The organism is Streptomyces sp. NPDC014623 (assembly GCF_043088245.1).
Classification (GTDB): domain Bacteria; phylum Actinomycetota; class Actinomycetes; order Streptomycetales; family Streptomycetaceae; genus Streptomyces.
In genome coordinates this window covers 115,414-139,156 of record NZ_JBIBZU010000017.1, presented here as the reverse complement: position 1 = coordinate 139,156, position 23,743 = coordinate 115,414, and the positions used below count along the sequence as shown (strand labels likewise).

The following is a 23,743-nucleotide window of genomic DNA, read 5'->3' as shown; positions in this document are numbered from 1 at the left end:
GCAGCCGGGTCGACGTCTCAGGTGGTGGCCGGCGCCGGATGGCTGTCGCGACGGATCAGAGCTGCGTAGCGCCCGTTCTTCGCGAGCAGTTCCTCGTGTGTACCGCGCTCGGCCGCGCGGCCTGCGTCCAGTACGACGATCTGGTCCGCGTCCCGGACGGTGGAGAGCCGGTGCGCGATGGTGAGAGTGGTGCGGCCCTTCGACAGGGCGTCGATGGCTTGCTGCACGGCGTGTTCCGTTTGGGTGTCGAGGGCGCTTGTCGCCTCGTCGAGGATCAGTACCGGCGGGTCCCGGAGGATCGTGCGGGCGATCGCCAGCCGCTGCTTCTCGCCGCCCGAGAACCGGTACCCGCGTTCACCGACGAGGGTGTCGTAGCCGTCGGGCAGCCCGGCGATGTGATCGTGGATCTGCGCGGTGCGGGCCGCGGCCTCGATCTCCTCGTCGGTGGCGTCCGGTTTGGCGAAGCGAAGGTTCTCGGCGACCGAGGCGTGGAAGAGGTAGGTCTCCTGGGAGACCACCCCGACCGCCCGGGCGAGGGTGTCGAAGCCCAGGTCGCGCACGTCGACCCCGTCGATCGTGACCCTGCCCGCCGTGACGTCGTACAGCCGCGGCACCAGGTAGCTGAGCGTGGACTTGCCCGATCCGGTGGGGCCGACGACGGCAAGGCTGCTCCCTGCGGGCACGGTCACGTCGATGCCGCTCAGGGTCGGCCCGCTCTTCGGGTCGTAACTGAAGGTGACGTCCTCGAAGGCGACTTCGCCGCGGATCCCGTCCAGCCGGACGGGCTTCTCGGGCTCGGTGATGTCCACCTCGAGATCGAGGTACTCGAAGATGCGCGCGAACAGGGCGAGGGACGTCTGCATCTGCACGCCGGTGGAGAGCAGACTCACGGCCGGCCGGAACAGGCCCTGCTGGAGCGAGACGAAGGCGACCAGGGTGCCGATGGAGACCGCCGTGACGCCCGACTGCATGGTGAGGCCTGCCGCCCAGTAGATGACGGCGGGCATGGCGGCCATCACGATCCCGATGGTCGACATCCTCCAGCGCCCGGCCATGTTGGAGCGCACCTCCAGGCCGACCAGGCGCTCCGACTCCTCGGAGAAGGCCTTGGTGAGTGACTCCGAGCGCCCCATGGTCCGGCCGAGCAGGATGCCGCTGACCGAGAGCGACTCGGTGACCGTGGCCGCCATCGCGGCCATCTGCTTCTGGCGCTGAGTGGTGATCTTCTTGCGCTCCCGGCCGACGCGACGGCTGATCCAGACGAAGACGGGCAGCAGGAGCAGCGACACCACGGTCAGCCGCCAGTCCAGTGCCAGCATGGCGACCACGGTGGCGATGACGGAGGTGAGGTTGGAGACCAGGGAGGTCGCGGTCGAGGTGACCGTCGCCTGCATCCCCCCGATGTCGTTCGCGATGCGGGACTGGACCTCGCCCGTGCGGGTCCGGGTGAAGAAGGCGAGCGGCATCCGCTGCAGCTGGGTGTAGACGGCGGTGCGCAGGTCGTGCATGACGCGCTGGCCGACCGTCGTGGAGATCAGGGTCTGGAGTACGCCGAAGACACTGTTCATCACCGCGGTCAGGATCATGCCGAGCGCGAGCAGCGTGAGCAGCCCCGTGCGGCCCTGAGGGATCGCGGTGTCCAGGATCTCGCGGAGCAGGAACGGGGAGGCGACCGACACCAGCGAGGAGGCGCCGACCAGTAGCCCGACCACGGTGAGTCTGCCGCGGTAGGGGCGGAAGAGCCGGAAGATCCGGCGCAGTTCGGCGGGCGGCTGCCCGCCGTCTGCTGCCGGAGGTGTCCAGGCGGGTTCGTCGGGTTTCATGGGCTCCTTCGGAGGTGTGCGACGGGAGGCCGGCCCGGGCTCCCGGCAGCTGGTACGCGGGGCCGGAAGCTGACAGTCGAGCCGGCTTCCGGGAGCCTAGCCCATTGTTACCTCTGTTCACAATGAACAAAGTCCTGATATTGTTCCCTCATGGACTCCCCCGACTCCGACGGCATGCTCGCCGAGCAGCTGCTGCGGCTCACGCGCCGTCTCCAGCGCATCCAGAGCCGGCAGCTGGAGCCGATCGGCATCACCCCGGCCCAGTTCCGTCTGCTGCGCACGACCGCGCATTACGAGGGTCCGCCCCGGATGGCCGACCTCGCCGAGCGCCTGGATGTCGTCCCTCGAGCGGTGACCACTCTGGTCGACGGCCTGGAGGCGAGCGGCCGGGTGCGACGTGCACCCGATCCGGCCAACCGCCGGGTGGTCCGTATCGAGATCACCGAGGAGGGGCGGTCAGTGCTCCGTTCCATGCGCGACGCGCGTAAGGCGGCCGCGGAGGAGATCCTGGCTCCGTTGACCGCCGCACAGCGTGAGGTGCTCGGTGGGCTGCTCACCGCTCTGGTCGACGGTATGCCGGAGCGCCGCCGCTGCTGAGGCGGGCGGTGCGTCCACCGCGCCGCGCCGTCGAGGGGATCTGGGCATGGCTGAGCCGAGGCCCGGCGCCCCCGTACGGCACGCGCACCGGCCCCGGGCCGGTGCCCGGCTGGAAGGCGTCGGGGCCCCCGCCGGAGCCGCGGGCCGCCCTGACCGCTCCGCTCGGTCCGGAAAAGACGCTGTGGAAGGTCTCCGGCTTCGTGCGGTACGCCTCTGATACCAGCCCTTACCGCTTCCTGCCCCAGGTGGGGCCGGCCCCTCCCCGAGGGCCTCGACGACATCTCGGCGATCCTCTCCTACGCGCACGGCAACGGCCGCAGCACGGTCTCCCGGGCCGCCGTCGTCGACTCGCTCGTCCGGGCCGCCGATGAGCCGCTCCCCTCACTGTCCGTTTTCCGCAGGACCGGTTCCGCCGTCCTGCATCCCACCTGATCGATGGAGCATCTGGGCGACGTGGCCCGCCTGCGTGCGCCGGCCGAGGCGTGCGCCGCCGCGGTCGTCGGGCCGGACGACGCGGGTCGCCGCGGCTTCACCGACGACCGCGGCGTGCCGCACAAGGAGCTCACCGGCCCGGTGACCGCCAAGGAGGTGACGGGGGCCAGCACCCGGTGTACGACGCCTGCCTGTCGGCGGACCGGATGCGCGAGACCGGGACGGACCGGGCGACCGGCCACCGCTGCCACTCGGCGCTCATCGAGCTCGAGCGGGCGGCCCGGCCCGCCCCCCGGACCCCAGGACATCGGCCGGGTGATCCGGCCCGCCCTCCGGATCGGAGTGCCTTCGCGGAAATAATCGGTTGCCCCGGGCAGCGCCAGGAAGCGAACCTTGCACGGTTTGGTCCCCCACTGTTCCACCAGATCCGCCACGGATCTCCGCTTCCGATCCTTGGGACGTCATGCAGATTCGCGATCTTCCGTATTCGGACCCCGGCGATCCCGATGTACGGTCAGGCCCCCGTTTTCTTTTCTGGCTGGGGCGGAACCAGCTCGCAGGCCAGCTCAAGTCCCTTGCCTGGGGGCTGCTCCACCACTGCGCGATCGCGGGCCTTCCGCTGGCCGTCGGTCTGGCGGTGCAGGCCGTCATCGACCGTTCCGGCCGGGGCCTCGCGACGGCCGGTGTGCTCCTCGTCGTCCTCGGCATCCTGATCGCCGTGGGCGACACCATGCTTCACCGGACGGCGGTCACCAACTGGATCACCGCCGCGGCCCGGGTGCAGCAGCTGCTGGCGCGCAGGACGGCCGAGCTGGGCTCGGCGCTGACCCGGAGGGTGGCCGCCGGTGAAGTGGTCGCGGTGTCCACGGGCGATGTCGAGAAGATCGGCTGGTTCGTCGAGGCGCTGTCGCGCTTCGTGGCCGCCGCGACCGCCCTCGTACTGATCTGCGTCGGGCTGGTCCTCTACCTGCCCTCACTCGGTGTGCTGGTCGCCATCGCCACTCCTGTCCTTGCACTGGCCGTCCTGCCGTTGCTCCCCCGGGCCACCCGCCGGGCGGATCAGCAGCGCGAGAAGGCGGGCCGGGCCACCGAGCTGGCCTCCGACACGGTCGCCGGGCTGCGGGTGCTGCGCGGCATCGGTGGTGAGGAGCTGTTCCTCGACCGCTACCGGCGTGCTTCCCAGGAGGTTCGCAGAGCCGCCGTGCGCAGTGCGCGGATGTGGGCGCTCATCTCGGCGGTCCAGGTGTTCCTGCCGGGAGTCCTGCTGATCTCGCTGGTCTGGTACGGCGCCACGCTGGCCAGGGACGGCCGGATCGACGTCGGCCAGCTGGTCACCGTGTACAGCGCGGCGACCCTGATGCTCTTCCCTCTGCGCAATGTGGAGGAGATCGCCATGGCGTACTCCTTCTCCCGGCCGTCCGCCCAGCGCGCGGTCCGGGTGCTGTCGTTGCGACGCAGTACGCGTCCCCCGACGGCCGGTGCCACCACACCCCGTGGTGACCTGTACGACCCGGTGACCGGACTGATGGCGCCGCAGGGCCTGTTCACCGCCGTGGTCTGCGGGGACCCCGACGAGGCGGGGCGGTTGGCGGAACGGCTCGGCGGGCACGCCGAGCCGGATGAGGGGACCGGACCGGTCCCCTCGGTACTGCTCGGCGGTGTACCGCTGGACGAGCTGCCGCTGGACTCGGCACGGGCCGCGGTGCTGGTGCAGGACAAGGACCCGGTGCTGCTCTCGGGGACACTGCGAGAGCTGATGGACGTCCCGTCCTCGGGCGGGGTCACGGCCGAGGACGCGCTCGACGCCGCCCGGTGCGGTGACGTGCTGGACGCGCTGGCCCAGGCATCCGTCGATGAGGACGGCGACCCGATGAACACCCGGATCACCGAGCGCGGCAGGTCGTTGTCCGGTGGTCAGAGGCAGCGGCTCGCGCTGGCCCGCTCCCTGGTCACCGACCCGGAGACCCTCGTGCTGGACGAGCCGACGTCCGCCGTGGACTCGCACACGGAGGCCAGGGTCGCCGCCGGTGTCGAGAAGCTGCGCCGGGGCCGTACGACAGTGGCGTTCGCCTCGTCCCCGCTGCTCCTGGACCTCGCGGACCGGGTCGTGCTCCTCCACGGGGGCACGGTCGTGGCGGCGGGCACGCACCGCCGCCTGCTGCGGGACGAACCGCGGTACCGGGCGGTCGTGACCCGTGAGACCGAGGACGAGGCCGCCGCACCGGCCGCCGCACCGGACAAGACCCCCGTGATCGGCGGCCTCCGGCCGGGCCGGACGGTCGAGGAAATCGAGGAGAAGGCATGATCGGCCTGGCACCACCGGAGTTCGACCCTGCCGCACCGGAGTCGGCGACGACCCTGCCGGTCGGCACGCCGACGACCGTACGGACGTACGTCAGCGCCCTGCTACGGCGTCACCGCAAACCCTTCGCGGTACTCATCACAGCCAACGCGATCGCCGTGATCGCGTCGATCACCGGCCCGTACCTGCTGGGCGGACTGGTCGAGGACCTCTCCGACGGGGTCACCGACCTTCATCTGGAGCGCACCGCCGCGGTGTTCGCGCTGGCGCTGGTCGTGCAGACCGTGTTCACCCGGGCGATGCGGCTGCGCGGGGCCATGCTCGGCGAGGAGATGCTCGCCGACCTGCGCGAGGACTTCCTCGTCCGGTCGGTCGGGCTGCCGCCCGGCGTCCTGGAGCGGGCGGGTACCGGAGATCTGCTGTCCAGGATCACGACGGACATCGACCGGCTGGCCAACGCGATGCGTGAGGCCGTGCCGCAGCTGGCGATCGGCGTGGTCTGGGCCGGGCTGCTGCTCGGCGCGCTGACCGTCACCGCCCCGCCGCTGGCACTGGCCGTGCTCATCGCGCTTCCGGTGCTGGTCATCGGCTGTCGCTGGTATTTCCGGCGAGCACCCTCCGCCTACCGTTCGGAGGCGGCCGGGTACGCGGCGGTCGCGGCCGTGCTCGCGGAGACCGTGGACGCCGGACGGACCGTGGAGTCCCACCGGCTCGGGGCCCGCAGGGTCGCGCTTTCGGACCGGCGGGTCAAGGAGTGGACGGCGTGGGAGCAGTACACCCTGTTCCTGCGCTCGGTGCTCTTCCCGGTCATCAACACCACGTACGTGACGATCCTCGGCGCCGTCCTGCTGATCGGCGGCTGGTTCGTGATGGAGGACTGGCTCACCGTCGGGCAGCTGACGACAGGGGCGCTCCTGGCGCAGATGATGGTGGACCCGATCGGCCTGATCCTGCGCTGGTACGACGAGTTGCAGGTCGCCCAGGTGTCGCTGGCCAGGCTCGTCGGCGTACGGGAGATCGAGCCCGACGCGGGTGACGACCTCGTCGGCCCCGACGGCCGGGAGGTGAGGGCCGAAGACGTGCGTTTCGGCTACCGTGCCGGCGTCGACGTCCTGCACGAGGTCTCTCTGGACGTCGCCCCCGGTACGCGGCTGGCGCTGGTCGGACCGTCCGGGGCGGGCAAGTCGACCCTGGGGAGGCTGCTGGCGGGGATCTACGCTCCCCGGCTCGGCACCGTCTCGCTGGGAGGCGCCGAGCTGTCCCGGATGACGGCCGAGCGGGTGCGGGCCCATGTGGCTCTCGTCAACCAGGAGCACCACGTGTTCGTGGGCTCGCTCCGGGACAACCTGCTGCTCGCCCGTACGGATGCCGAGGACGCGGAGCTGTGGGCCTCGCTCGCCGCGGTGGACGCGGACGGCTGGGCGAAGTCCCTCGGCGGAGGGCTGGACACGGAGGTCGGCTCGGGCGGTCTGGCCCTGACCCCGGCGCAGGCCCAGCAGATCGCCCTGGCGCGCCTCGTCCTGGCGGACCCGCACACGCTGGTGCTGGACGAGGCGACCTCGTTGCTCGATCCGCGGGCCGCCCGTCACCTGGAGCGTTCGCTGGCACGGGTACTGGAGGGCCGTACGGTCGTGGCGATCGCGCACCGGCTGCACACGGCGCACGACGCGGATGTGATCGCGGTGGTCGAGGACGGCCGGATCAGCGAGCTGGGCAGCCACGACGAGCTGGTGTCCGCGGACGGCGCGTATGCGGCGTTGTGGCGTTCCTGGCACGGCTGAGCCGGGGCTCCGCCGGGGACGTCCGTACTGCCGGACCGCCCTTCCCGGACACGGAGGCGCATCCGCCGGACGGCGGATGCGCCTCCGTGTCCGCCGGTCTCCCGTCATGTACGAGCCCTGCCCGCGCGTCACCGTCCCGTTCCCGCACTCGCCGCACGAGAGGCGAACTCAGCGCCCGCCGGTGAGGATGAGGGGTGACTGGCCCCGGATACGGGGCAGGCGAGCGATGACCGCGTAAGCCCGAGAAGGGACGCACACCGTGGCACGACCCAGGATCCTCGTTGTCGGCGCCGGCTTCGCCGGGGTCGAATGCGTGCGCCGGCTGGAGCGCAGTCTCGCCCCCGGCGAGGCGGACATCGCGCTCGTCACCCCGTTCTCGTACCAGCTCTATCTGCCGTTGCTCCCCCAGGTCGCCTCCGGGGTCCTCACCCCCCAGTCGGTCGCCATCTCCCTGCGCCGGAGCCGCCGCCACCGCACCCGGATCGTGCCGGGCGGGGCCATCGGAGTGGATACGAAGGCGAAGGTCTGCGTGGTCCGCAAGATCACGGACGAGATCGTGAACGAGCCGTACGACTACATCGTGATGGCCGCCGGCAGCGTCACCCGGACCTTCGACATCCCGGGACTCGTCGACAACGCCCGGGGTATGAAGACCCTGGCCGAGGCCGCCTACATCCGGGACCACGTCATCTCCCAGCTCGATCTGGCCGACGCCAGTCACGACGAGGAGGAGCGGGCGTCCCGGCTGCAGTTCGTGGTGGTGGGCGGGGGTTACGCCGGGACGGAGACGGCCGCGTGCCTGCAGCTGCTCACCACCAACGCCGTCAAGCACTACCCCCGGCTGGACCCCGAGCTGATCAAGTGGCATCTGATCGACATCGCGCCCAAGCTCATGCCGGAGCTCGGTGACAAGCTCGGTCTCAGCGCCCTCGAGATCCTGCGCAGGCGCGGCATCGAGGTCTCGCTCGGTGTCTCCGTGGCCGAGGCGGGGCCGGACAAGGTGACGCTCACGGACGGCCGGGTCCTGCCCTGTCGCACGCTGATCTGGACGGCCGGAGTCGCGGCGAGTCCGCTCATCGCCACCCTCGACGCCGAGACCGTACGCGGCCGGCTCGCCGTGACACCGGAGATGAAGTTGCCCGGTGCCGACGGGGTGTTCGCGCTCGGCGACGCCGCGGCGGTGCCGGATCTGGCCAAGGGCGACGAAGCGATCTGTCCGCCCACCGCTCAGCACGCCATGCGTCAGGGCCGCAGGCTGGCGGACAACCTCATCGCGTCCCTGCGCGGCCGTCCGCTGAAGCCGTACGTCCACAAGGACCTCGGTCTGGTCGTGGACCTCGGCGGCAGGGACGCGGTGTCCAAGCCGCTCGGCATCGAGCTGAGGGGCTTGCCGGCCCAGGCCGCGGCTCGCGGATACCACTGGGCGGCACTGCGGACGAACGTCGCCAAGACCCGGGTCATGACCAACTGGCTGCTCAACGCGATCGCCGGTGCCGACTTCGTGCGTACGGGGTTCCAGGCGCGTAAGGAGGCCACCCTGCGCGATTTCGAGTACACCGACGCCTACCTCACTCCGGAGGAGATCCGCGCGCACACCGCCGGCATGGAGGCCCGCGGCTGAGCCGTCCGCCCGAGCACCCTCACCCGGTCTCCGCCACGCCGGCGGGGACCGGAGTCATGTCCTGCGTGAGAGCACCGCCTCGACCGTGTCCGCCTCCTGGGCCCGCTTGTCCTCGCGGTAGCGCAGGACGCGGGCGAAGCGCAGCGTGACGCCTTCCGGATAGCGGGTGGAGCTCTGGAGGCCGTCGTAGGCGATCTCCACGACGAGTTCCGGGCGCACCGTCACCACATGCCCGTCGTCGGCGGTGGCCAGTTCCCGGAGACGTCCGGTCTGCCATGTGAGCATGGTGTCCGTGAGTCCTTTGAAGGTCTTGCCCAGCATCGCGAACGTGCCGTCCTCCCGGCGCGCGCCCAGGTGCAGGTTGGAGAGCTTCCCGGTGCGTCTGCCGTTGCCCCATTCGGCGGCCAGCACCACGAGGTCGAGGGTGTGCACGGGTTTCACCTTCAGCCAGGAAGCGCCCCGGCGGCCTGCGCTGTACGCCGCCGTACCGCTCTTGACCACGACGCCCTCGTGCCCGCGGGCCAGCGTGGCCTCGGAGAACGCGACCGCCGCCTCGCGCTGCGCATGGTCCGCGGGGTCCTCCACGACGACGCGCCGGACGCGCATCGCTCCGGGGACCAGCGCGGCCAGCTCCCGGTGGCGTTCGGCGAAGGAGAGGTCGAGGAGGTCGCGTCCGTCGACGGACAACACGTCGAAGAAGACGGGGACCAGGGGGACGGCGTCCGCCGCGGTGGCGACATCGCGGCGGGACCCCACCCGGCCGGCGGTCTCCTGGAACGGCCGGGGCCTCCCGTCGGCCCCGAGCGCGATCACCTCGCCGTCGAGGACGAACCGCTCGGCGGGGAGGCCGGTCACCGCGGTGACGAGCTCGGGGAGCCGGTCGGTGATGTCGTCGAGCGCGCGGGTGTAGGCGTGCACCCGCGCGCCGTCACGGTGCACCTGTACGCGGATTCCGTCCAGCTTCTCCTCGACGGCGCAGGCCCCCAGCCTGTCGATCGCCTCGGTCACCGAGCGGGCCGTGTGTGCCAGCATGGGCTGGACCGGCCGGCCGACGGTGAGCCGGAAGGACGCGAGCGCCCCCGGGCCCTCCGCGAGCAGCGCACGGGCGACGGGCACGATCGATCCGGCGAGCATGACGGCGCGGCGTACCCCGGCGCGCGGGGCTCCGGCGGCATCGGCCAGGGCGTCGACGGCGACGGCGTCCAGCGCGCCCTGACGCACTTCTCCGGTGAGCAGCGCGCGCAGGAAGTACTGTTCGTCCGCAGTCGCGGCGCCGAGCAGCCGCGTCAGGTGCTCCTTGCGCGCGGACTGCGACCCCGGGCCGGTCAGGGCGCCGATCGCCGTCAGCGCCTCGTCCGTCTCCGCCACGGTGAGCGTGGGCTCGCCGGCGGGCGTCACCGGGACGCGCAGAGCGCTCCATCCGATCCCCAGCCGTCCCTGCGGGAGACGGCCGGCGAGATACGGGATGACGACCGGGACGTCGTCCGCCCCCGCCTCCCGGAAGAGTCCGGCCAGCAGGGCGGTCTTCCGGGTCCGGGCCGACGTAGCGGCGACCTCCAGGGACACGTGGGCGAGCCGGGCGAGCAGCATGCCGCCATGGTGCTACGGCTGCGGGCCCGCCGCCCCCCGGAAGGCGCTACGGCAGCGGGGCTCCCTCCTCCCGGGACGGCCGGCCGTCATATGACGTTGAGTGCCGCCGCGCCGCCCACTCCGCCGAGGATCATGAAGGCCGGCATCAGCACCTTGATCTCCACCCAGCTGCCGGCCCGGAAGCGCATGGCCTTCGGCGGCCCGATCGGGTACCAGCGCTTGCGGCCCAGCGGGATCGGCCACAGGATCGGGCAGCCCGAGACCGTCAGGGCGTCCCCGATGTCGTGGACGAGCGCGCCGAGCACGATCGGGAGCCCGAGCCAGAGGTACTCCTGGCCGGGTGCCTCGAACAGCCAGTTCGACCCGCTGCCGGGCTGGTCCAGCACTCCTGCCAGGATCCAGGCGCTGGTCGCGCCGAGCAGCCATACCAGGACGTCGCTGGACACCCTGGCCGCCCGCCACAGGAGCCCTTCGACCGCGAGGACGAGGTGGACGAAGAGGATCGCCAGGACGGCCCACCGGCCCCCGGTGATCGCCGCGACCGACGCGGCCCCTCCGGTCAGCACGGCCCAGAGCCAGGTGTGTGTGAGGGTGCGGTGGCCGCCGGTCCTGCGCGGGTCGCCGGGTCCCTTCGTCGCCTTGTAGACCGCGTACGAAAGTTTGTCGACGATCTCGCAGATGCCCTTGGACACCGGGCCGAAGGCGCGCGAGATGGTGGCCGACTTGTGGTCCAGGTCCGGGGCGAGCGCGGCGCCCGCGGTGATCAGGGCGCCCACGACCAGGACGGGCCAGGGCATCGTGTGGCCCGCGGCCGCGGCCGCGGCACCCACCCCCAGCCAGGCCGCTGCCCCTGACAGAGAGTGTGCCGGTCCCATCATGGCTGTTTCCCGCCCCCATCGTGATTCGGCCGTGCGTCCAGGCCGGGCCGCCATTGCCTGTACCCGACAGCCGAGTTGAGTGGGCAGCGTATCGTCCGTGATCTTCGCCGGGTCCTCCGGTTCCCTCATCCGGGCGGGAGGCAGGCAAGATGGGGGCGTGACCCTTATCGATCAGCTGCCCCCGACCGCCGACCCGGACGCCCTCTTCGAGGCCTTCTCGTCATGGACCGAATCGCAGGGCATCACCCTCTATCCGGCTCAGGAGGAGGCGCTGATCGAGGTGGTCTCCGGTGCGAACGTGATCCTTTCCACTCCCACCGGGTCCGGAAAGAGCCTGGTCGCGGCGGGGGCGCACTTCACCGCACTGGCCCAGGACAAGGTCACGTTCTACACCGCTCCGATCAAGGCGCTGGTGTCGGAGAAGTTCTTCGACCTGTGCAAGCTCTTCGGTACGGAGAACGTCGGCATGCTGACCGGTGACGCCTCGGTCAACGCCGACGCCCCGGTCATCTGCTGCACCGCCGAGGTGCTCGCCTCGATCGCGCTGCGTGACGGCAAGTACGCCGACATCGGCCAGGTCGTGATGGACGAGTTCCACTTCTACGCGGAGCCCGACCGGGGCTGGGCCTGGCAGATCCCGCTCCTGGAACTCCCGCAGGCGCAGTTCGTGCTGATGTCGGCGACGCTCGGCGATGTCTCGATGTTCGAGAAGGACCTGACCCGCCGTACCGGCCGCCCGACGTCCGTGGTGCGCTCCGCGACCCGGCCGGTGCCGCTGAGCTACGAGTACCGGCTGACGCCGATCACGGAGACGCTCACCGAGCTCCTGGACACCCGGCAGTCGCCCGTCTACATCGTGCACTTCACGCAGGCCGCGGCGGTGGAGCGGGCGCAGTCGCTGATGAGCATCAACATGTGCACGAAGGAGGAGAAGGAGAAGATCGCCGACCTGATCGGCAGCTTCCGCTTCACCACCAAGTTCGGCCAGAACCTCTCACGCTACGTCCGGCACGGGATCGGGGTGCACCACGCGGGCATGCTGCCCAAGTACCGCCGCCTCGTGGAGAAGCTCGCGCAGGCGGGCCTGCTGAAGGTCATCTGCGGGACGGACACGCTGGGCGTCGGGGTCAACGTGCCCATCCGCACCGTACTGTTCACCGCTCTCACCAAGTACGACGGCACCCGCGTGCGCACGCTGCGCGCCCGTGAGTTCCACCAGATCGCCGGCCGGGCCGGCCGGGCCGGCTTCGACACGGCGGGCTTCGTCGTGGCGCAGGCTCCCGAGCACGTGATCGAGAACGAGAAAGCCGTCAGGAAGGCGGGCGACGACCCCAAGAAGAAGCGCAAGGTGGTCCGCAAGAAGGCCCCCGAGGGTTTCGTCGCCTGGTCGGAGACCACGTTCGACAAGCTGATCCAGTCCGAACCCGAACCGTTGACCTCCCGCTTCCGGGTCACGCACACCATGCTGCTCTCGGTGATCGCCCGGCCGGGCAACGCCTTCCAGGCGATGCGGCACCTGCTGGAGGACAACCACGAGCCGCGCAGGGCACAGCTGAGGCACATCCGCCGCGCCATCGCGATCTACCGCTCGCTGCTCGACGGCGGTGTCGTGGAGCAGCTCGACACGCCCGACGCCGAGGGCAGGACCGTACGGCTCACCGTCGACCTCCAGCAGGACTTCGCGCTCAACCAGCCGCTGTCCACCTTCGCGCTGGCCGCGTTCGACCTGCTGGACGCCGAGTCCCCTTCCTACGCGCTGGACATGGTCTCCGTCGTCGAGTCGACGCTCGACGACCCGCGGCAGATCCTGGCCGCCCAGCAGAACAAGGCGCGGGGCGAGGCCGTCGGGCAGATGAAGGCGGACGGTGTGGAGTACGAGGAGCGGATGGAGCGGCTCCAGGAGGTCACGTATCCCAAGCCGCTGAGCGAACTGCTCTGGCACGCCTATGACGTGTACCGCACCAGCCACCCGTGGGTCGGTGACCACCCCGTGTCGCCGAAGTCGGTGATCCGCGACATGTTCGAGCGGGCCATGACCTTCACGGAGTTCACCTCGAACTACGAGCTGGCCCGCACCGAGGGCATCGTCCTGCGGTATCTGGCCAGCGCCTACAAGGCCCTGGAACACACCATCCCCGACGACCTGAAGTCCGAGGACCTGGAGGACCTGATCGCCTGGCTGGGCGAGATGGTGCGTCAGGTGGACTCCAGCCTGCTGGACGAGTGGGAACAGCTGGCCAACCCCGAGGTGGAGACGGCCGAGCAGGCACAGGAGCGTGCCGACGAGGTCAAGCCGGTGACGGCCAACGCCCGTGCCTTCCGGGTCCTGGTGCGCAACGCCATGTTCCGCCGGGTGGAGCTGGCGGCCCTGGACCGGGTCCGCGACCTGGGCGAGCTGGACGCCGATTCCGGCTGGGACGAGGACGCCTGGGGCGGCGCGATGGACGACTACTGGGACGCGCACGAGGACATCGGTACGGGTCCGGACGCGCGCGGTCCGAAGCTGCTGAAGATCGACGAGGACCCCGGGCACGGTCTGTGGCGGGTGTGGCAGGCATTCGCCGACCCGGCCGGGGACCACGACTGGGGAATTCGTGCGGAGGTCGATCTCGCGGCCTCCGACGAGGAGGGCCGGGCGGTCGTCCGGGTCACGGCCGTGGGCCGGCTGTGACGGCGCACCGGCCGGAGGAGTGGAGAAGAACCGCATGACGAACCCCGCCGACAGCCTGGTCGACCTGCTCGACCTGGAGCGGATCGAGGTCAACATCTTCCGTGGCCGCAGCCCCGAGGAGTCCCTGCAACGGGTCTTCGGCGGGCAGGTCGCGGGCCAGGCACTGGTCGCGGCAGGACGCACCACGGACGGGGACCGTCCGGTGCACTCGCTGCACGCCTATTTCCTGCGGCCCGGGCGGCCCGGCGTGCCGATCGTGTACGACGTGGAGCGGGTGAGGGACGGCCGTTCCTTCACCACGCGCAGGGTCACGGCCGTGCAGCAGGGCCGGACGATCTTCAATCTGACGGCGTCCTTCCACCGGCCGGAGGAGGCCGGGTTCGAGCACCAGCTCCCCCCGGCCCGTGTCGTGCCCGATCCGGACGGGCTGCCGACGGTCGCCGACGAGGTGCGCGAGCATCTCGGCGGCCTGCCGGAGGCTCTGGAGCGGATGGCCCGGCGCCAGCCCTTCGACATCCGTTACGTCGACCGGCTGCGCTGGACACGCGAGGAGATCGAGGACGCGGACCCGCGCAGCGCGGTCTGGATGCGTGCGGTCGGCCCGCTGGGCGACGATCCGCTCGTCCACACCTGCGCGCTGACGTACGCCAGCGACATGACGCTGCTGGACGCGGTGCGGATCCCGGTCGAGCCCCTGTGGGGACCGCGCGGCTTCGACATGGCCTCGCTGGATCACGCCATGTGGTTCCACCGGCCGTTCCGGGCGGACGAGTGGTTCCTGTACGACCAGGAGTCACCGATCGCCACGGGAGGCCGCGGGCTGGCCAGGGGGCGGATCTACGACCGTCAGGGGCAGTTGCTGGTGTCCGTGGTGCAGGAAGGGCTGTTCCGCCGGCTCGACGGCGCGTAGGCCCGTTGCGGCGGCTTCAGGTGCCGGGCAGCGGGTCCTGCTCCACCTCGTGACGGCGGGTCCGGATGTCCGGGCCCGCCGGGTGCAGCTTGGCGTCGCAGGCGGGGCCGAGTCCGCTGCGTCGCGATGCCGCACCGGTGAGGGGCCGTCCGCAGAGGGCGCACCGCACCGGGCGCCCGGCTTCGCGGCCTCCTGCTTCCGGTTGCGGCCCTGGGAAGAGTTCGGGAAGGGGCTCGGGGGATTCCACGTACGGATCCTCTCAAGCCGGTACGACACATCACGGAGGGGCACAGCGGTGAGCAGCGTACTGAGGATGGGGCCCTCGCCACGGAGCGGAGGATCCGCGGCCGGCGGGGACGCCCCCGCCCCGGTGGGGCACCCGGTGCTGTGTGCGGAGGGCTCGGCGCCCGAGCGCGTGGTGGCGTACGTGGAGCGTGAGCTTCCGCCGGGCGGGATACCCGCCTACCGGGCGGCGCGGGGCAGCGGCGCGCGCTCCTTCGTGCTGTGGGCGGACGAGTACCGCCGGGAGCGGCTGGCCACGCTGGTGACCGTGTCGGCCGGAAGCGGTGTCGCGTCCTATCAGGTGCTCGGGGCGCACGGTGAGCTCATCGGCACGCTCGTCCGTGAGAAGGCGCTTCGCGGCCGGGGTCTGCGCACCCGCTGGACGGTGGCTCCTGCGGGCGGTGAGGAGGCGGTGGGCTTCAAGGGACGGATCGTGTGGTGGTGCGTGTGGTGGCTGCTCTCCCCGCTTCAGACGCTGGTCATCGTGCTGAGCCTGTTCAGCGGTGACGGGGACGCGGCGCGCGGGCCACGGCGCATCGTGTGGCGTGCGGGCCGGGAGGTTCCGCTGGAGTTCAGGTCGAAGGACGACACGGTGCATCTGCACGCGCCAGGTTACGACTGGCGGCTGGCGGCGGCCCTCGTGGCCGTGCTGCGCACGTTCGACAGCTGGCTGCTCGGCAACGAGTGGGACGACAGGAAGGAGTGACGGCCCCGTGCGGTCGGGCGCCTCGTCGAGGGCCCGGACGGCCGTGGTCGGCGACGGGCGGGTGGACGTCTGGGAGGGGTCGCCCGGGCCGCCTCCGGGCCGGAGCCGCCGGGAAAGCTCGTACGCGGGACGGCCTTCGGGTCTTCGACCGCCGGCTGCGCGGCCGGAAGGGCATCGCCGAGCCGGACAGAGGGTGCCACGCGGCATGGGCGCCTTCGGCGAGGTGTGCGGGGCCGCTCCGGCCCGCTCCCACGCCCGATCCGGGGACCGGAACGCCCTCGCGGCCGGCCCGGGGCACGGTGACGTGTTCGACCGAGCAGCGGGGACGTCCGCCCGGTGGTACGCCGGTCAGGGGGAGGGGGACCACCGGACGCTGGTGGACGCGGTGGCGGCGGGCCGCCTTCCCGTGGCCGGAGCGGACGCGCGATGGCGGGTCCTCGACTCGTCACGCCTCAGCAGCGGGTACATCACGGACAGAACGTCACCTCGTGGTATCACCGTGTGGATCCCGGCGGGACAGCCTGTTCCCGGCCGGGACCCGACGCTGGGGAGATCATGACGATGTCGGCCGAACCAGGCGCCGCCCCTGGGGCCGGACACCCTGACCCTCTTGCCGTGGTGCGCACCCGGGGGTACGCGGTTCTCCTGATCATGGTGGCGATCCTCGGAGTCCCCGTCTCCGCGGCCGCGTTCGGCTTCCTCGCGCTCGTGCACGAACTGCAGTCGCTGACCTACGAGGACCTGCCCCGGGCCCTGGGCTTCGACGGCACACCTCCGTGGTGGCCCGTGCCCCTGCTCGCCCTGGCCGGCCTGCTGACCGGGCTGGCCGTCCACCGCCTCCCGGGCACGGGCGGGCACGAGCCGGCCGAGGGGTTCGTGAACACGGGGGCACCCACGGCAGCGGAGCTGCCGGGGGTCGCGCTCGCCGCACTCGCGTCCCTCGGGCTCGGTGCGGTCCTCGGCCCCGAGGCCCCCCTCATCGCTCTCGGTGGCGGGCTGGCCGTGTACGCGGTACGCCTGCTCAAGCCCGGCATCGCGCCGAGCGCGAGCGCCATGGTTGCCGCGGCGGGGAGCTTCGCCGCTGTCAGCGCCCTGCTGGGGTCGCCGCTCCTCGGCGCGTTCCTGCTGATGGAGGCGTCCGGCCTCGCCGGGATGATGCTCGGTCTCGTGCTCGTGCCGGGGCTGCTCGCCTCCGGCATCGGATCCCTGATCTTCATCGGCCTCGGGACGTGGACGGGCCTCGGGACGTACTCCCTGGCCCTTCCCCACGTGCCTCACGCCCCCCAGCCCACTCCCGCCGAGTTCGGCTGGGCCATCGCTCTCGGGGCGGCCGCCGCCCTCGCGGGCACCGGCATCAAGAAACTCTCCTCCTCCTTGCAGGAACGCGTCGAGCAGCGGCGGGTGGTCGCGACCGCGGTGATGGGCCTCACCGTCGGCGCACTCGCGTTCCTCTACGCCCAGAGCACGGGCAGGAACGCGTCCGAGGTGCTGTACTCCGGCCAGGACGCCCTCGGCGGACTGCTCGCCGAGGACGCCGCCTATGCGGTCGGGTCGCTCCTCGTGCTGATCGTCTGCAAGACGCTCGCGTACTCGGCGTCCCTGAGCGCCTTCCGGGGCGGCCCGATCTTCCCGTCGATGTTCCTGGGGGCGGCGGGCGGGCTGGCGCTGTCGCACCTGCCCGGTCTGAACGCCACCTCGGGCTTCGCGATGGGCATCGGGGCCATGTGCGTGGCGATGCTGAGGCTGCCGATGACATCGGTCCTGCTGGCCACGCTGCTGCTGGGAGCCGAGGGCACCACCGTCATGCCGCTCGTGATCGTCTCGGTGGTGGTCTCCTACGTCCTCGTACTCCGGCTCGGGCGCCCCGGCGCGGCCCCGGACACAGCGCCCGGATGACGAGGATGTTGACCACGATGAGGACGAGGGACCGGAACGGGTGGTACGGGAGCCACAGGAAGTCGGCGAGGGCCGGTGGCGCCCGCCCGGAGGGCGCCGCCGGAAAGGGCGCAGCCGGCGAGCAGGGCGACGGCCCCGGGACGAGGCGCGCCCGGACCCAGCCGGTCAGGCTGGCCTGGAAGACGTAGGTGCGTGTGGTGACGAGCAGGCCGTCCTCGGCGACGGCGGAGACGCCCTTGAGGACGGCCATGGCCCCACCGGAGGCCGTCGGTCACCGCCGCGAGGACGGTTCAGCCGGACGTGGCGGCCTCGCACCCTCCGGCGGTGTCGTGGCCCCTTCGCGTCCCGCTCCCGCTCCCGCTCCCGGCCATGCCGGCTTCCTCGGTCTGCACGCCGGTACGCGGAATCGAAATACCCGCAATGATGCTCATGGACCGCTCATCGGACCGGCACGCCGGCGCTCCGGCTTCCGCCACCACGTCTCTCTTCCGGGATATTTTCCCGGATATGGGAGATCAGGGTTCGGTGGACTCTGTCGGCACCCGGCTCGCGGTACGGCTGGCCACGCTCCGCGCCGAACAGGGCTGGTCGTTGGACGAGTTGTCCCGGCGAGCCGGTGTGAGCCGCTCGACCCTGTCTCGGCTGGAGCGTGGAGAGCTGAGCCCCACCACCGCGGTGCTCGGACACCTGTGCGCGGTGTACGGGCGGACGATGTCACGGCTGCTGATCGAGGTGGAGGCGGAGCCGCCCCAGCTGGTCCCGGCCGTGCGGCAGCCCGTGTGGCGGGACGAGCGCTCCGGATGCGTACGCCGCTCCGTCTCGCCGCCGCACCCCGGGCTGCGGGCCGAGATCGTCGAAGGCACACTCGACGCGGGCGCCGGCATCTCCTACGAGAACGCGCCGGTGCCCGGACTGGAGCAGCACATCTGGGTACTCGAGGGCACGGCCGAGATCACCGTCGACCGCACCGTGCACACCCTGCGCGAGGGCGACTGTCTGCGCTTCCGGCTGCGCGGCCCCTCGCACTTCCGCTGTCCGGGCCCGCAACGGGTCCGCTACGCGCTGATGATTGTCCTGCCGTGAATGTGAAAGGACCCGCTCATGACCGAGATCGTCCCCGTGTCCGGCCCCACCCTGGTCACGTATGCCGATGAGCTCGCCACCCTGCTGATCGAAGCCGTGGAGGACGGGGCCTCGGTGGGATTCCTCGCCCCGCTGGACCGGGCGACGGCCGCCGCCTGGTGGCGGCAGCGCGGCGCCGCCGTGGAGGCGGGGAGCCACCAGGTCTGGATCGCCCGCGACGCCGAGCGGGCGGTGGGCACGATCGGACTAGTCAGGGCGCCCCTGCCCAATGCCCGTCACCGCGCGGAGATCTCGAAGCTGGTGGTCAGGCCCTCGGCCCGCGGCCGGGGGGTGGGCCGCGCCCTGCTCGCGGCGGTCGAACAGTCCGCTGCCGACGAGGGGCTGACACTGCTGGTGCTGGACACGGAGACGGGAAGCGACGCCGAAAGGCTCTACCGTTCGGCGGGCTGGACGCCGTGCGGGTCGGTCCCGGACTACGCGGCCGACCCGCACGGCACGCTCAGGGCGACCACGTTCTACTACCGGAACCTCGGCCCGCGGGAGGCTTCTTCCCAGGGACCGTCACAATGAGAGCGACGCCACGCTACCGAGGAGACATCCCATGACGCTGCACGACATCCCGCTCCGCACCCTCACCGGCGAACCGACCACACTGGGAGCCTACGAGGGCTCGGCGGTCCTGCTGGTGAACGTGGCTTCCAAGTGCGGGCTCACTCCGCAGTACGCCGGCCTGGAGAGGCTGCAGAAGGAGTACGGGGACCGCGGTTTCACCGTACTCGGGGTGCCCTGCAACCAGTTCGCGGGCCAGGAGCCGGGCACCGCCGAGGAGATCCGGACCTTCTGCTCGACGACGTACGGGGTCAGCTTCCCGCTGCTGGAGAAGCTCGACGTCAACGGCGAGAACCGACACCCGCTGTACGCGGAGCTGACGAAGCTCGACGACGCCGAGGGCGCGGGCGGGGACGTCCAGTGGAACTTCGAGAAGTTCCTGATCTCCCCGGCCGGCGAGCCGGTCGCCCGCATCCGCCCCCGCACCGAGCCGGAGGCGCCCGAGGTCGTGGCGGCCATCGAGGCGCAGCTCCCGCGGTAACGGCGCGGACAGCACGCGGGGCCGGGCCGGCATCGGTCCGGCCCCGCGGTGTGACTAGCGGATCGGCATCCCGGACAGGGTGCGGGCGATCACCAGACGCTGGATCTCGCTGGTGCCCTCGAAGATGGTGTAGATCGCCGCGTCCCGGTGCATGCGCTCGACCGGGTACTCACGGGTGAAGCCGTTGCCGCCGAGGATCTGCACGGCCTGGGCGGTGACCGACTTCGCCGTCTCACTCGCGTAGAGCTTCGACATCGAGCCCTCGGCCGCCGTGAACGGCTTGCCGGCGCTCGCCATCCAGGAGGCGCGCCAGACGAGCAGCCGTGCGGCATCGATCTGCGTGCGCATGTCGGCCAGCTGGAAGGCGATGCCCTGGTTGTCGATGATCGGGCGGCCGAACTGGGTACGGGTCTTCGCGTAGTCCAGCGCGACCTCGTAGGCGGCGCGGGCGGTGCCGACCGCCATGGCTCCGACGGCCGGGCGGGAGGCCTCGAAGGTCGCCATCGCCGCGTTCTTCAGGCGTTCGCCACCGGACCTGACGCGCTCGCGGGCCCGGGCGAGGCGCTCGTCGAGCTTCTCCTTGCCGCCGAGCAGGCAGTGGCCGGGTATGCGGACGTCCTCGAGGACGACCTCGGCCGTGTGCGAGGCGCGGATGCCGTGCTTCTTGAACTTCTGCCCCTGCGAGAGACCGGGGGTGGCCGGCGGGACGATGAAGGAGGCGTGCCCCTTCGAACCCAGCTCCGGGTCGACGACGGCGACCACGACGTGGACGTTGGCGATGCCGCCGTTGGTCGCCCAGGTCTTGGTGCCGTTGAGCACCCATTCGTCCTTGGCCTCGTCGTACACCGCACGGGTGCGCATGGAGGCCACGTCGGAACCGGCGTCCGGCTCGGAGGAGCAGAAGGCGGCGACCTTGACATCGTCCGCGTCCCCGTACATCTGGGGTATCCAGGTGCCGATCTGCTCCTCGGTGCCGTTGGCGAGGACGCCGACCGCGGCCAGGCCCGTACCGACGATCGACAGGGCGATACCCGCGTCACCCCAGAAGAGTTCCTCCATGGCCATGGGAATGCCGAGACCCGTGGGGTCGAAGAACTGCTGGGCGTAGAAGTCGAGGGAGTAGATTCCGACCTTGGCCGCCTCCTGGATGACCGGCCAGGGCGTTTCCTCACGCTCGTCCCACTCCGAAGCGGCCGGCCGGATCACCTCGGCCGCGAATCCGTGCAGCCAGTCACGGACCTGCTTCTGGTCGTCGTTGAGCTCGAGCGTGAACTCGGCCATGGTTCCCTCCATGCACTTCCGAATAACCCGTTACTGGCGGTAACAACAGTCTGTTACCAGTAAGTAGCTTCTGTCAACCGGTCGGCCGCGGATCCCCGGGCGGCAGAACAGGGTGTTACGTTGCCCGGGCGTGACGAGATCGCCAGGACAGCCGGGTGGGGCGGGAGAAACGACATGGAGACCACACGAGGGGCCGAACGGCAGCGGACAGCGGCCGAACGCCGCCGCCGGGAGCTGCTCGAAGCCGCGGACCGGGTGGTGCTCAGGGACGGCCCGCAGGCGTCGATGAACGCGATCGCGGCGGAGGCCGGGATCACCAAGCCCATTCTCTACCGGCACTTCGGCGACAAGGGCGGCCTCTACCGTGCGCTCGCCAAGCGTCACACCGACGCCCTGCTGAGCGCCCTGCGGGCCGCCCTCGACGCACCCTCCGAGCGGCGCGAACGGGTCGAGGCGACCCTGGACACCTACCTCGCGGCGATCGAGGCGCGACCGCAGGTCTACCGCTTCCTGATGCACCCGTCCGAGGACGCGGCTCCCTCGTCCGAGCAGGGCTTCGACGTCGGCCGGCACTCCGCGCCGCTCCTGCGCCGCCTCGGCGAGGAGCTGGGGAAGGTGATCGCGGAGCGGGTCGATCTCGGCCCGGACAGCGAGCTGACGGCCCGCATCTGGGGCCACGGGATCGTCGGAATGATGCACGCGGCCGGGGACTGGTGGCTCGGTGACCGTCCGTGCTCGCGCGAACGGCTGGTACGCAGCCTCGCCGACCTGCTGTGGGGCAGGCTGGCCGAGGCCGGTGACCTTCCCGGAGGCCAGGGGTTCTGAGCGTGCCCGCCCCGGCCTCGGCGTCCACGGGCCCGGGTCAGCCGTCGGCAGCCGCACGCCCCCACGGTGCCCGCCGGGCCGCGCGCAGCGCCCTGGCCCGGCGCAGTCCCGTCAGCCGGTCCGTGTAGACACGGCCTTCGAGGTGGTCGCACTCGTGCTGCAGGCAGCGGGCGAACCAGCCGGTGCCGGTGATCCGCACCGGCTCCCCCGCCGCGTTCAGCCCCTCGACCACCGCGTGATCGAAACGCGGGGTGCCGGCTTCGAGGCCGGGAAGCGACAGGCAGCCCTCAGGTCCGCGTACGGTGGCCCCGTCCGCTTCGACGAGTACGGGATTCACGAGATGGCCCAGGTGCCGGACCTCGTCGTCGTCCGGACAGTCGTAGACGAACACCTTGAGCGGGACACCGATCTGGTTCGCGGCGAGCCCGACACCGCTCGCGGCGTACATGGTGGCGAACATGTCCTCCACCAGCCGGGCGAGCGACGGGCCGAAGTCGGTGACATCGCCGCAAGGGCTGTGGAGCACCGGTGCGCCGAACGGGCTCATGGCACGAACGCGTCCGGAACTGCCGGGGATCGGGCGGTTTCGCATGGGAGAAGCGTACGTTCCACGCGACCTCCACCTTCTCCGTGGTGCCGTGGTGCGGTCGCCCCGCCGGACATCGATAGGCTGGGCGCGGACTTACGCAAGGAGGATCTAGGACGATGGCAGGCAACACGGAGCCGTTGTCGCCGCGGGCCAAGCTCGCCGTGACGGCGGGCAAGGCCGCGGCGGCGGTGTCGCGCGCTGCGGGGCGCGGCAGCGGATCGGTGATCGGCGGCCGGGTGGCGCTCAAGCTCGACCCCGACCTGCTCGGGCGGCTGGCGCAGCACCTGGACGTGATCCTCGTGTCCGCGACGAACGGCAAGACGACCACCACCCGGCTGATCGCCGAGGCGCTCAGGGCCGCGGGGCCCGTCGTGTCGAACGCGCTCGGAGCCAACATGCCCGCGGGGATCACCTCCGCGCTGGCAGGGGGCTCGGACGCGCGGTACGGCGTGATCGAGGTCGACGAGAAGTACCTCGCCGGTGTCGCACGCGACACGACGCCGAAGGTGATCGCGCTGCTCAACCTCTCCCGCGACCAGCTGGACCGCGCCGCGGAGACCCGGATGATGGCGGAGCAGTGGCGTGAGGGCCTGTCGGGCTCCAAGGCGGTGATCGTGGCCAACGCCGACGACCCGCTGATCGTCTGGGCCGCCTCCTCCTCCCCCAATGTGGTGTGGGTCGCGGCGGGACAGGCGTGGAAGGACGACGCCTGGTCCTGCCCGTCCTGCGGCGGTGTGATGCAGCGCCCCGGTGACGACTGGTTCTGCGGCGAGTGCGGTTTCCGCCGCCCCGCCCCCAGCTGGGCGCTGAACGGCGACTACGTCCTGGACCCGCACGGTTCCGCGTGGCCGATCCACCTCCAGCTGCCGGGCCGGGCCAACAAGGCCAACGCCACGAGTTCGGCCGCCGTGGCCGCGGTCTTCGGCGTACCGCCGCAGGTCGCCCTGGAGCGCATGTACCAGGTGCAGGCCGTGGCAGGCCGCTACGACGTCGTCAGCTTCCTCGGCCGTGAGCTCAGGCTCCTGCTGGCGAAGAACCCGGCGGGCTGGCTCGAAACGTTTTCCCTGATCGACCCGCCGCCCACCCCCGTGATCCTCTCGGTGAACGCACGCGGCGCCGACGGCACGGACACCTCCTGGCTGTGGGACGTCGACTACACCCAGCTCTACGGTCACCCGATCTTCGTGCTCGGTGACCGCAAGCTGGACCTCGCGGTCCGCCTCGAGGTGGCCGGTCTGGACTTCCGTGTCTGCGAGACCCTGGACGAGGCCGTCCAGATGGCACCGCCCGGTCGCATCGAGGTCATCGCCAACTACACCGCCTTCCAGGATCTGCGCCGTCATGTCGGCAACTGACCCCCGCGCGGGCACCCCCCGGAGAGGACGA

20 protein-coding genes and 1 pseudogene are annotated in these 23,743 nt (G+C 71.4%); 15 read left to right on the top strand and 6 right to left on the bottom strand.

Annotation, left to right across the window (positions count from 1 at the left end; translation table 11 throughout):
- Positions 1 to 17: 17 nt before the first annotated feature.
- A complete protein-coding gene (locus ACF1FZ_RS25745; protein ID WP_391775768.1) occupies positions 18 to 1,823 on the bottom strand; it encodes an ABC transporter ATP-binding protein in 1,806 nt (601 codons plus the stop codon).
- Between the two features lie 150 nt (positions 1,824 to 1,973).
- On the opposite strand from ACF1FZ_RS25745, the gene ACF1FZ_RS25740 reads away from it, so the two are divergent.
- The 5 genes and pseudogenes from ACF1FZ_RS25740 to ACF1FZ_RS25720 all read left to right on the top strand — a co-directional run bounded on the left by ACF1FZ_RS25740 (position 1,974) and on the right by ACF1FZ_RS25720 (position 8,556).
- Positions 1,974 to 2,420: a MarR family winged helix-turn-helix transcriptional regulator gene (locus tag ACF1FZ_RS25740; RefSeq protein WP_391775767.1), complete on the top strand. Its 447-nt coding sequence runs from the start codon at positions 1,974 to 1,976 to the stop codon at positions 2,418 to 2,420.
- A 336-nt stretch (positions 2,421 to 2,756) separates the two neighbouring features.
- Positions 2,757 to 3,139 (top strand): annotated as a pseudogene (locus tag ACF1FZ_RS25735) (FAD-binding oxidoreductase); the annotation flags it as partial.
- Positions 3,140 to 3,315: 176 nt separating this feature from the next.
- The gene (locus ACF1FZ_RS25730) at positions 3,316 to 5,157 is read left to right on the top strand and encodes an ABC transporter transmembrane domain-containing protein (protein WP_391775766.1); all 1,842 of its coding nucleotides are present in this window, start codon (positions 3,316 to 3,318) and stop codon (positions 5,155 to 5,157) included.
- Positions 5,154 to 6,935 (top strand): ABC transporter ATP-binding protein, encoded by a 1,782-nt coding sequence (locus ACF1FZ_RS25725; RefSeq protein ID WP_391775765.1) that lies wholly within the window; start codon positions 5,154 to 5,156, stop codon positions 6,933 to 6,935. Before ACF1FZ_RS25730 ends, ACF1FZ_RS25725 begins: the two co-directional genes overlap by 4 nt.
- A gap of 259 nt (positions 6,936 to 7,194) precedes the next feature.
- Positions 7,195 to 8,556 (top strand): NAD(P)/FAD-dependent oxidoreductase, encoded by a 1,362-nt coding sequence (locus ACF1FZ_RS25720; protein WP_391775764.1) that lies wholly within the window; start codon positions 7,195 to 7,197, stop codon positions 8,554 to 8,556.
- A 54-nt stretch (positions 8,557 to 8,610) separates the two neighbouring features.
- Here the strand turns inward: ACF1FZ_RS25720 and ACF1FZ_RS25715 are convergent, their stop codons facing one another.
- Together ACF1FZ_RS25715 and ACF1FZ_RS25710 are read right to left on the bottom strand one after the other, a co-directional pair.
- Complete coding sequence (locus ACF1FZ_RS25715) at positions 8,611 to 10,146, bottom strand: ATP-dependent DNA ligase (RefSeq protein ID WP_391775763.1); 1,536 nt, start codon at positions 10,144 to 10,146, stop codon at positions 8,611 to 8,613.
- Positions 10,147 to 10,232: 86 nt separating this feature from the next.
- Positions 10,233 to 11,024: a metal-dependent hydrolase gene (locus ACF1FZ_RS25710; RefSeq protein ID WP_391775762.1), complete on the bottom strand. Its 792-nt coding sequence runs from the start codon at positions 11,022 to 11,024 to the stop codon at positions 10,233 to 10,235.
- A 157-nt stretch (positions 11,025 to 11,181) separates the two neighbouring features.
- Here ACF1FZ_RS25710 and ACF1FZ_RS25705 point away from each other — a divergent pair, with 157 nt between their 5' ends.
- Positions 11,182 to 13,695, top strand: a complete 2,514-nt coding sequence (locus ACF1FZ_RS25705; protein WP_391775761.1) for a DEAD/DEAH box helicase — start codon at positions 11,182 to 11,184, stop codon at positions 13,693 to 13,695.
- A gap of 34 nt (positions 13,696 to 13,729) precedes the next feature.
- Positions 13,730 to 14,605, top strand: coding sequence for an acyl-CoA thioesterase (locus ACF1FZ_RS25700; protein ID WP_391775760.1), 876 nt, complete (start codon positions 13,730 to 13,732; stop codon positions 14,603 to 14,605).
- A gap of 16 nt (positions 14,606 to 14,621) precedes the next feature.
- Here the strand turns inward: ACF1FZ_RS25700 and ACF1FZ_RS25695 are convergent, their stop codons facing one another.
- A complete protein-coding gene (locus tag ACF1FZ_RS25695) occupies positions 14,622 to 14,852 on the bottom strand; it encodes a DUF6011 domain-containing protein (protein ID WP_391775759.1) in 231 nt (76 codons plus the stop codon).
- Between the two features lie 48 nt (positions 14,853 to 14,900).
- Here ACF1FZ_RS25695 and ACF1FZ_RS25690 point away from each other — a divergent pair, with 48 nt between their 5' ends.
- From ACF1FZ_RS25690 to ACF1FZ_RS25665, 6 genes are all read left to right on the top strand, one after another.
- Positions 14,901 to 15,593 (top strand): hypothetical protein, encoded by a 693-nt coding sequence (locus tag ACF1FZ_RS25690; RefSeq protein WP_391775758.1) that lies wholly within the window; start codon positions 14,901 to 14,903, stop codon positions 15,591 to 15,593.
- A gap of 205 nt (positions 15,594 to 15,798) precedes the next feature.
- Positions 15,799 to 16,152 carry a DUF2252 family protein gene (locus tag ACF1FZ_RS25685; RefSeq protein ID WP_391775757.1) on the top strand — a complete coding sequence of 118 codons (354 nt, stop codon included), beginning with the start codon at positions 15,799 to 15,801 and terminating at the stop codon, positions 16,150 to 16,152.
- 2 nt (positions 16,153 to 16,154) lie between these two features.
- Positions 16,155 to 17,489, top strand: coding sequence for a chloride channel protein (locus tag ACF1FZ_RS25680; protein ID WP_391775756.1), 1,335 nt, complete (start codon positions 16,155 to 16,157; stop codon positions 17,487 to 17,489).
- 507 nt (positions 17,490 to 17,996) lie between these two features.
- A complete protein-coding gene (locus ACF1FZ_RS25675) occupies positions 17,997 to 18,572 on the top strand; it encodes a helix-turn-helix domain-containing protein (RefSeq protein ID WP_391775755.1) in 576 nt (191 codons plus the stop codon).
- Between the two features lie 18 nt (positions 18,573 to 18,590).
- The gene (locus tag ACF1FZ_RS25670; RefSeq protein ID WP_391775754.1) at positions 18,591 to 19,142 is read left to right on the top strand and encodes a GNAT family N-acetyltransferase; all 552 of its coding nucleotides are present in this window, start codon (positions 18,591 to 18,593) and stop codon (positions 19,140 to 19,142) included.
- 31 nt (positions 19,143 to 19,173) lie between these two features.
- Positions 19,174 to 19,662, top strand: a complete 489-nt coding sequence (locus ACF1FZ_RS25665; protein ID WP_391775753.1) for a glutathione peroxidase — start codon at positions 19,174 to 19,176, stop codon at positions 19,660 to 19,662.
- A 54-nt stretch (positions 19,663 to 19,716) separates the two neighbouring features.
- Here the strand turns inward: ACF1FZ_RS25665 and ACF1FZ_RS25660 are convergent, their stop codons facing one another.
- Positions 19,717 to 20,943, bottom strand: a complete 1,227-nt coding sequence (locus ACF1FZ_RS25660) for an acyl-CoA dehydrogenase family protein (RefSeq protein ID WP_391775752.1) — start codon at positions 20,941 to 20,943, stop codon at positions 19,717 to 19,719.
- Between the two features lie 174 nt (positions 20,944 to 21,117).
- On the opposite strand from ACF1FZ_RS25660, the gene ACF1FZ_RS25655 reads away from it, so the two are divergent.
- On the top strand, positions 21,118 to 21,768 hold the full coding sequence (locus ACF1FZ_RS25655; RefSeq protein WP_391775751.1) for a TetR family transcriptional regulator: 651 nt from the start codon (positions 21,118 to 21,120) through the stop codon (positions 21,766 to 21,768).
- Positions 21,769 to 21,805: 37 nt separating this feature from the next.
- Here ACF1FZ_RS25655 and def read toward each other — a convergent pair whose 3' ends face one another.
- Positions 21,806 to 22,360, bottom strand: a complete 555-nt coding sequence (gene def / locus ACF1FZ_RS25650; protein ID WP_391775750.1) for a peptide deformylase — start codon at positions 22,358 to 22,360, stop codon at positions 21,806 to 21,808.
- A 113-nt stretch (positions 22,361 to 22,473) separates the two neighbouring features.
- On the opposite strand from def, the gene ACF1FZ_RS25645 reads away from it, so the two are divergent.
- A complete protein-coding gene (locus ACF1FZ_RS25645; RefSeq protein WP_391775749.1) occupies positions 22,474 to 23,712 on the top strand; it encodes a MurT ligase domain-containing protein in 1,239 nt (412 codons plus the stop codon).
- The last annotated feature ends 31 nt before the right edge of the window (positions 23,713 to 23,743 follow it).

Excerpts from the sequence above, each read along its gene's own strand:
- ACF1FZ_RS25745 (WP_391775768.1), bottom strand. The coding sequence starts at position 1,823 with ATGAAACCCGACGAACCCGCCTGGACACCTCCGGCAGCAGACGGCGGG.
- ACF1FZ_RS25740 (WP_391775767.1), top strand. The coding sequence starts at position 1,974 with ATGGACTCCCCCGACTCCGACGGCATGCTCGCCGAGCAGCTGCTGCGG.
- ACF1FZ_RS25730 (WP_391775766.1), top strand. The coding sequence starts at position 3,316 with ATGCAGATTCGCGATCTTCCGTATTCGGACCCCGGCGATCCCGATGTA.
- ACF1FZ_RS25725 (WP_391775765.1), top strand. The coding sequence starts at position 5,154 with ATGATCGGCCTGGCACCACCGGAGTTCGACCCTGCCGCACCGGAGTCG.
- ACF1FZ_RS25715 (WP_391775763.1), bottom strand. The coding sequence starts at position 10,146 with ATGCTGCTCGCCCGGCTCGCCCACGTGTCCCTGGAGGTCGCCGCTACG.
- ACF1FZ_RS25710 (WP_391775762.1), bottom strand. The coding sequence starts at position 11,024 with ATGATGGGACCGGCACACTCTCTGTCAGGGGCAGCGGCCTGGCTGGGG.
- ACF1FZ_RS25700 (WP_391775760.1), top strand. The coding sequence starts at position 13,730 with ATGACGAACCCCGCCGACAGCCTGGTCGACCTGCTCGACCTGGAGCGG.
- ACF1FZ_RS25685 (WP_391775757.1), top strand. The coding sequence starts at position 15,799 with ATGGGCGCCTTCGGCGAGGTGTGCGGGGCCGCTCCGGCCCGCTCCCAC.
- ACF1FZ_RS25680 (WP_391775756.1), top strand. The coding sequence starts at position 16,155 with ATGTCGGCCGAACCAGGCGCCGCCCCTGGGGCCGGACACCCTGACCCT.
- ACF1FZ_RS25675 (WP_391775755.1), top strand. The coding sequence starts at position 17,997 with ATGGGAGATCAGGGTTCGGTGGACTCTGTCGGCACCCGGCTCGCGGTA.
- ACF1FZ_RS25670 (WP_391775754.1), top strand. The coding sequence starts at position 18,591 with ATGACCGAGATCGTCCCCGTGTCCGGCCCCACCCTGGTCACGTATGCC.
- ACF1FZ_RS25665 (WP_391775753.1), top strand. The coding sequence starts at position 19,174 with ATGACGCTGCACGACATCCCGCTCCGCACCCTCACCGGCGAACCGACC.
- ACF1FZ_RS25660 (WP_391775752.1), bottom strand. The coding sequence starts at position 20,943 with ATGGCCGAGTTCACGCTCGAGCTCAACGACGACCAGAAGCAGGTCCGT.
- ACF1FZ_RS25655 (WP_391775751.1), top strand. The coding sequence starts at position 21,118 with ATGGAGACCACACGAGGGGCCGAACGGCAGCGGACAGCGGCCGAACGC.
- def (WP_391775750.1), bottom strand. The coding sequence starts at position 22,360 with ATGCGAAACCGCCCGATCCCCGGCAGTTCCGGACGCGTTCGTGCCATG.
- ACF1FZ_RS25645 (WP_391775749.1), top strand. The coding sequence starts at position 22,474 with ATGGCAGGCAACACGGAGCCGTTGTCGCCGCGGGCCAAGCTCGCCGTG.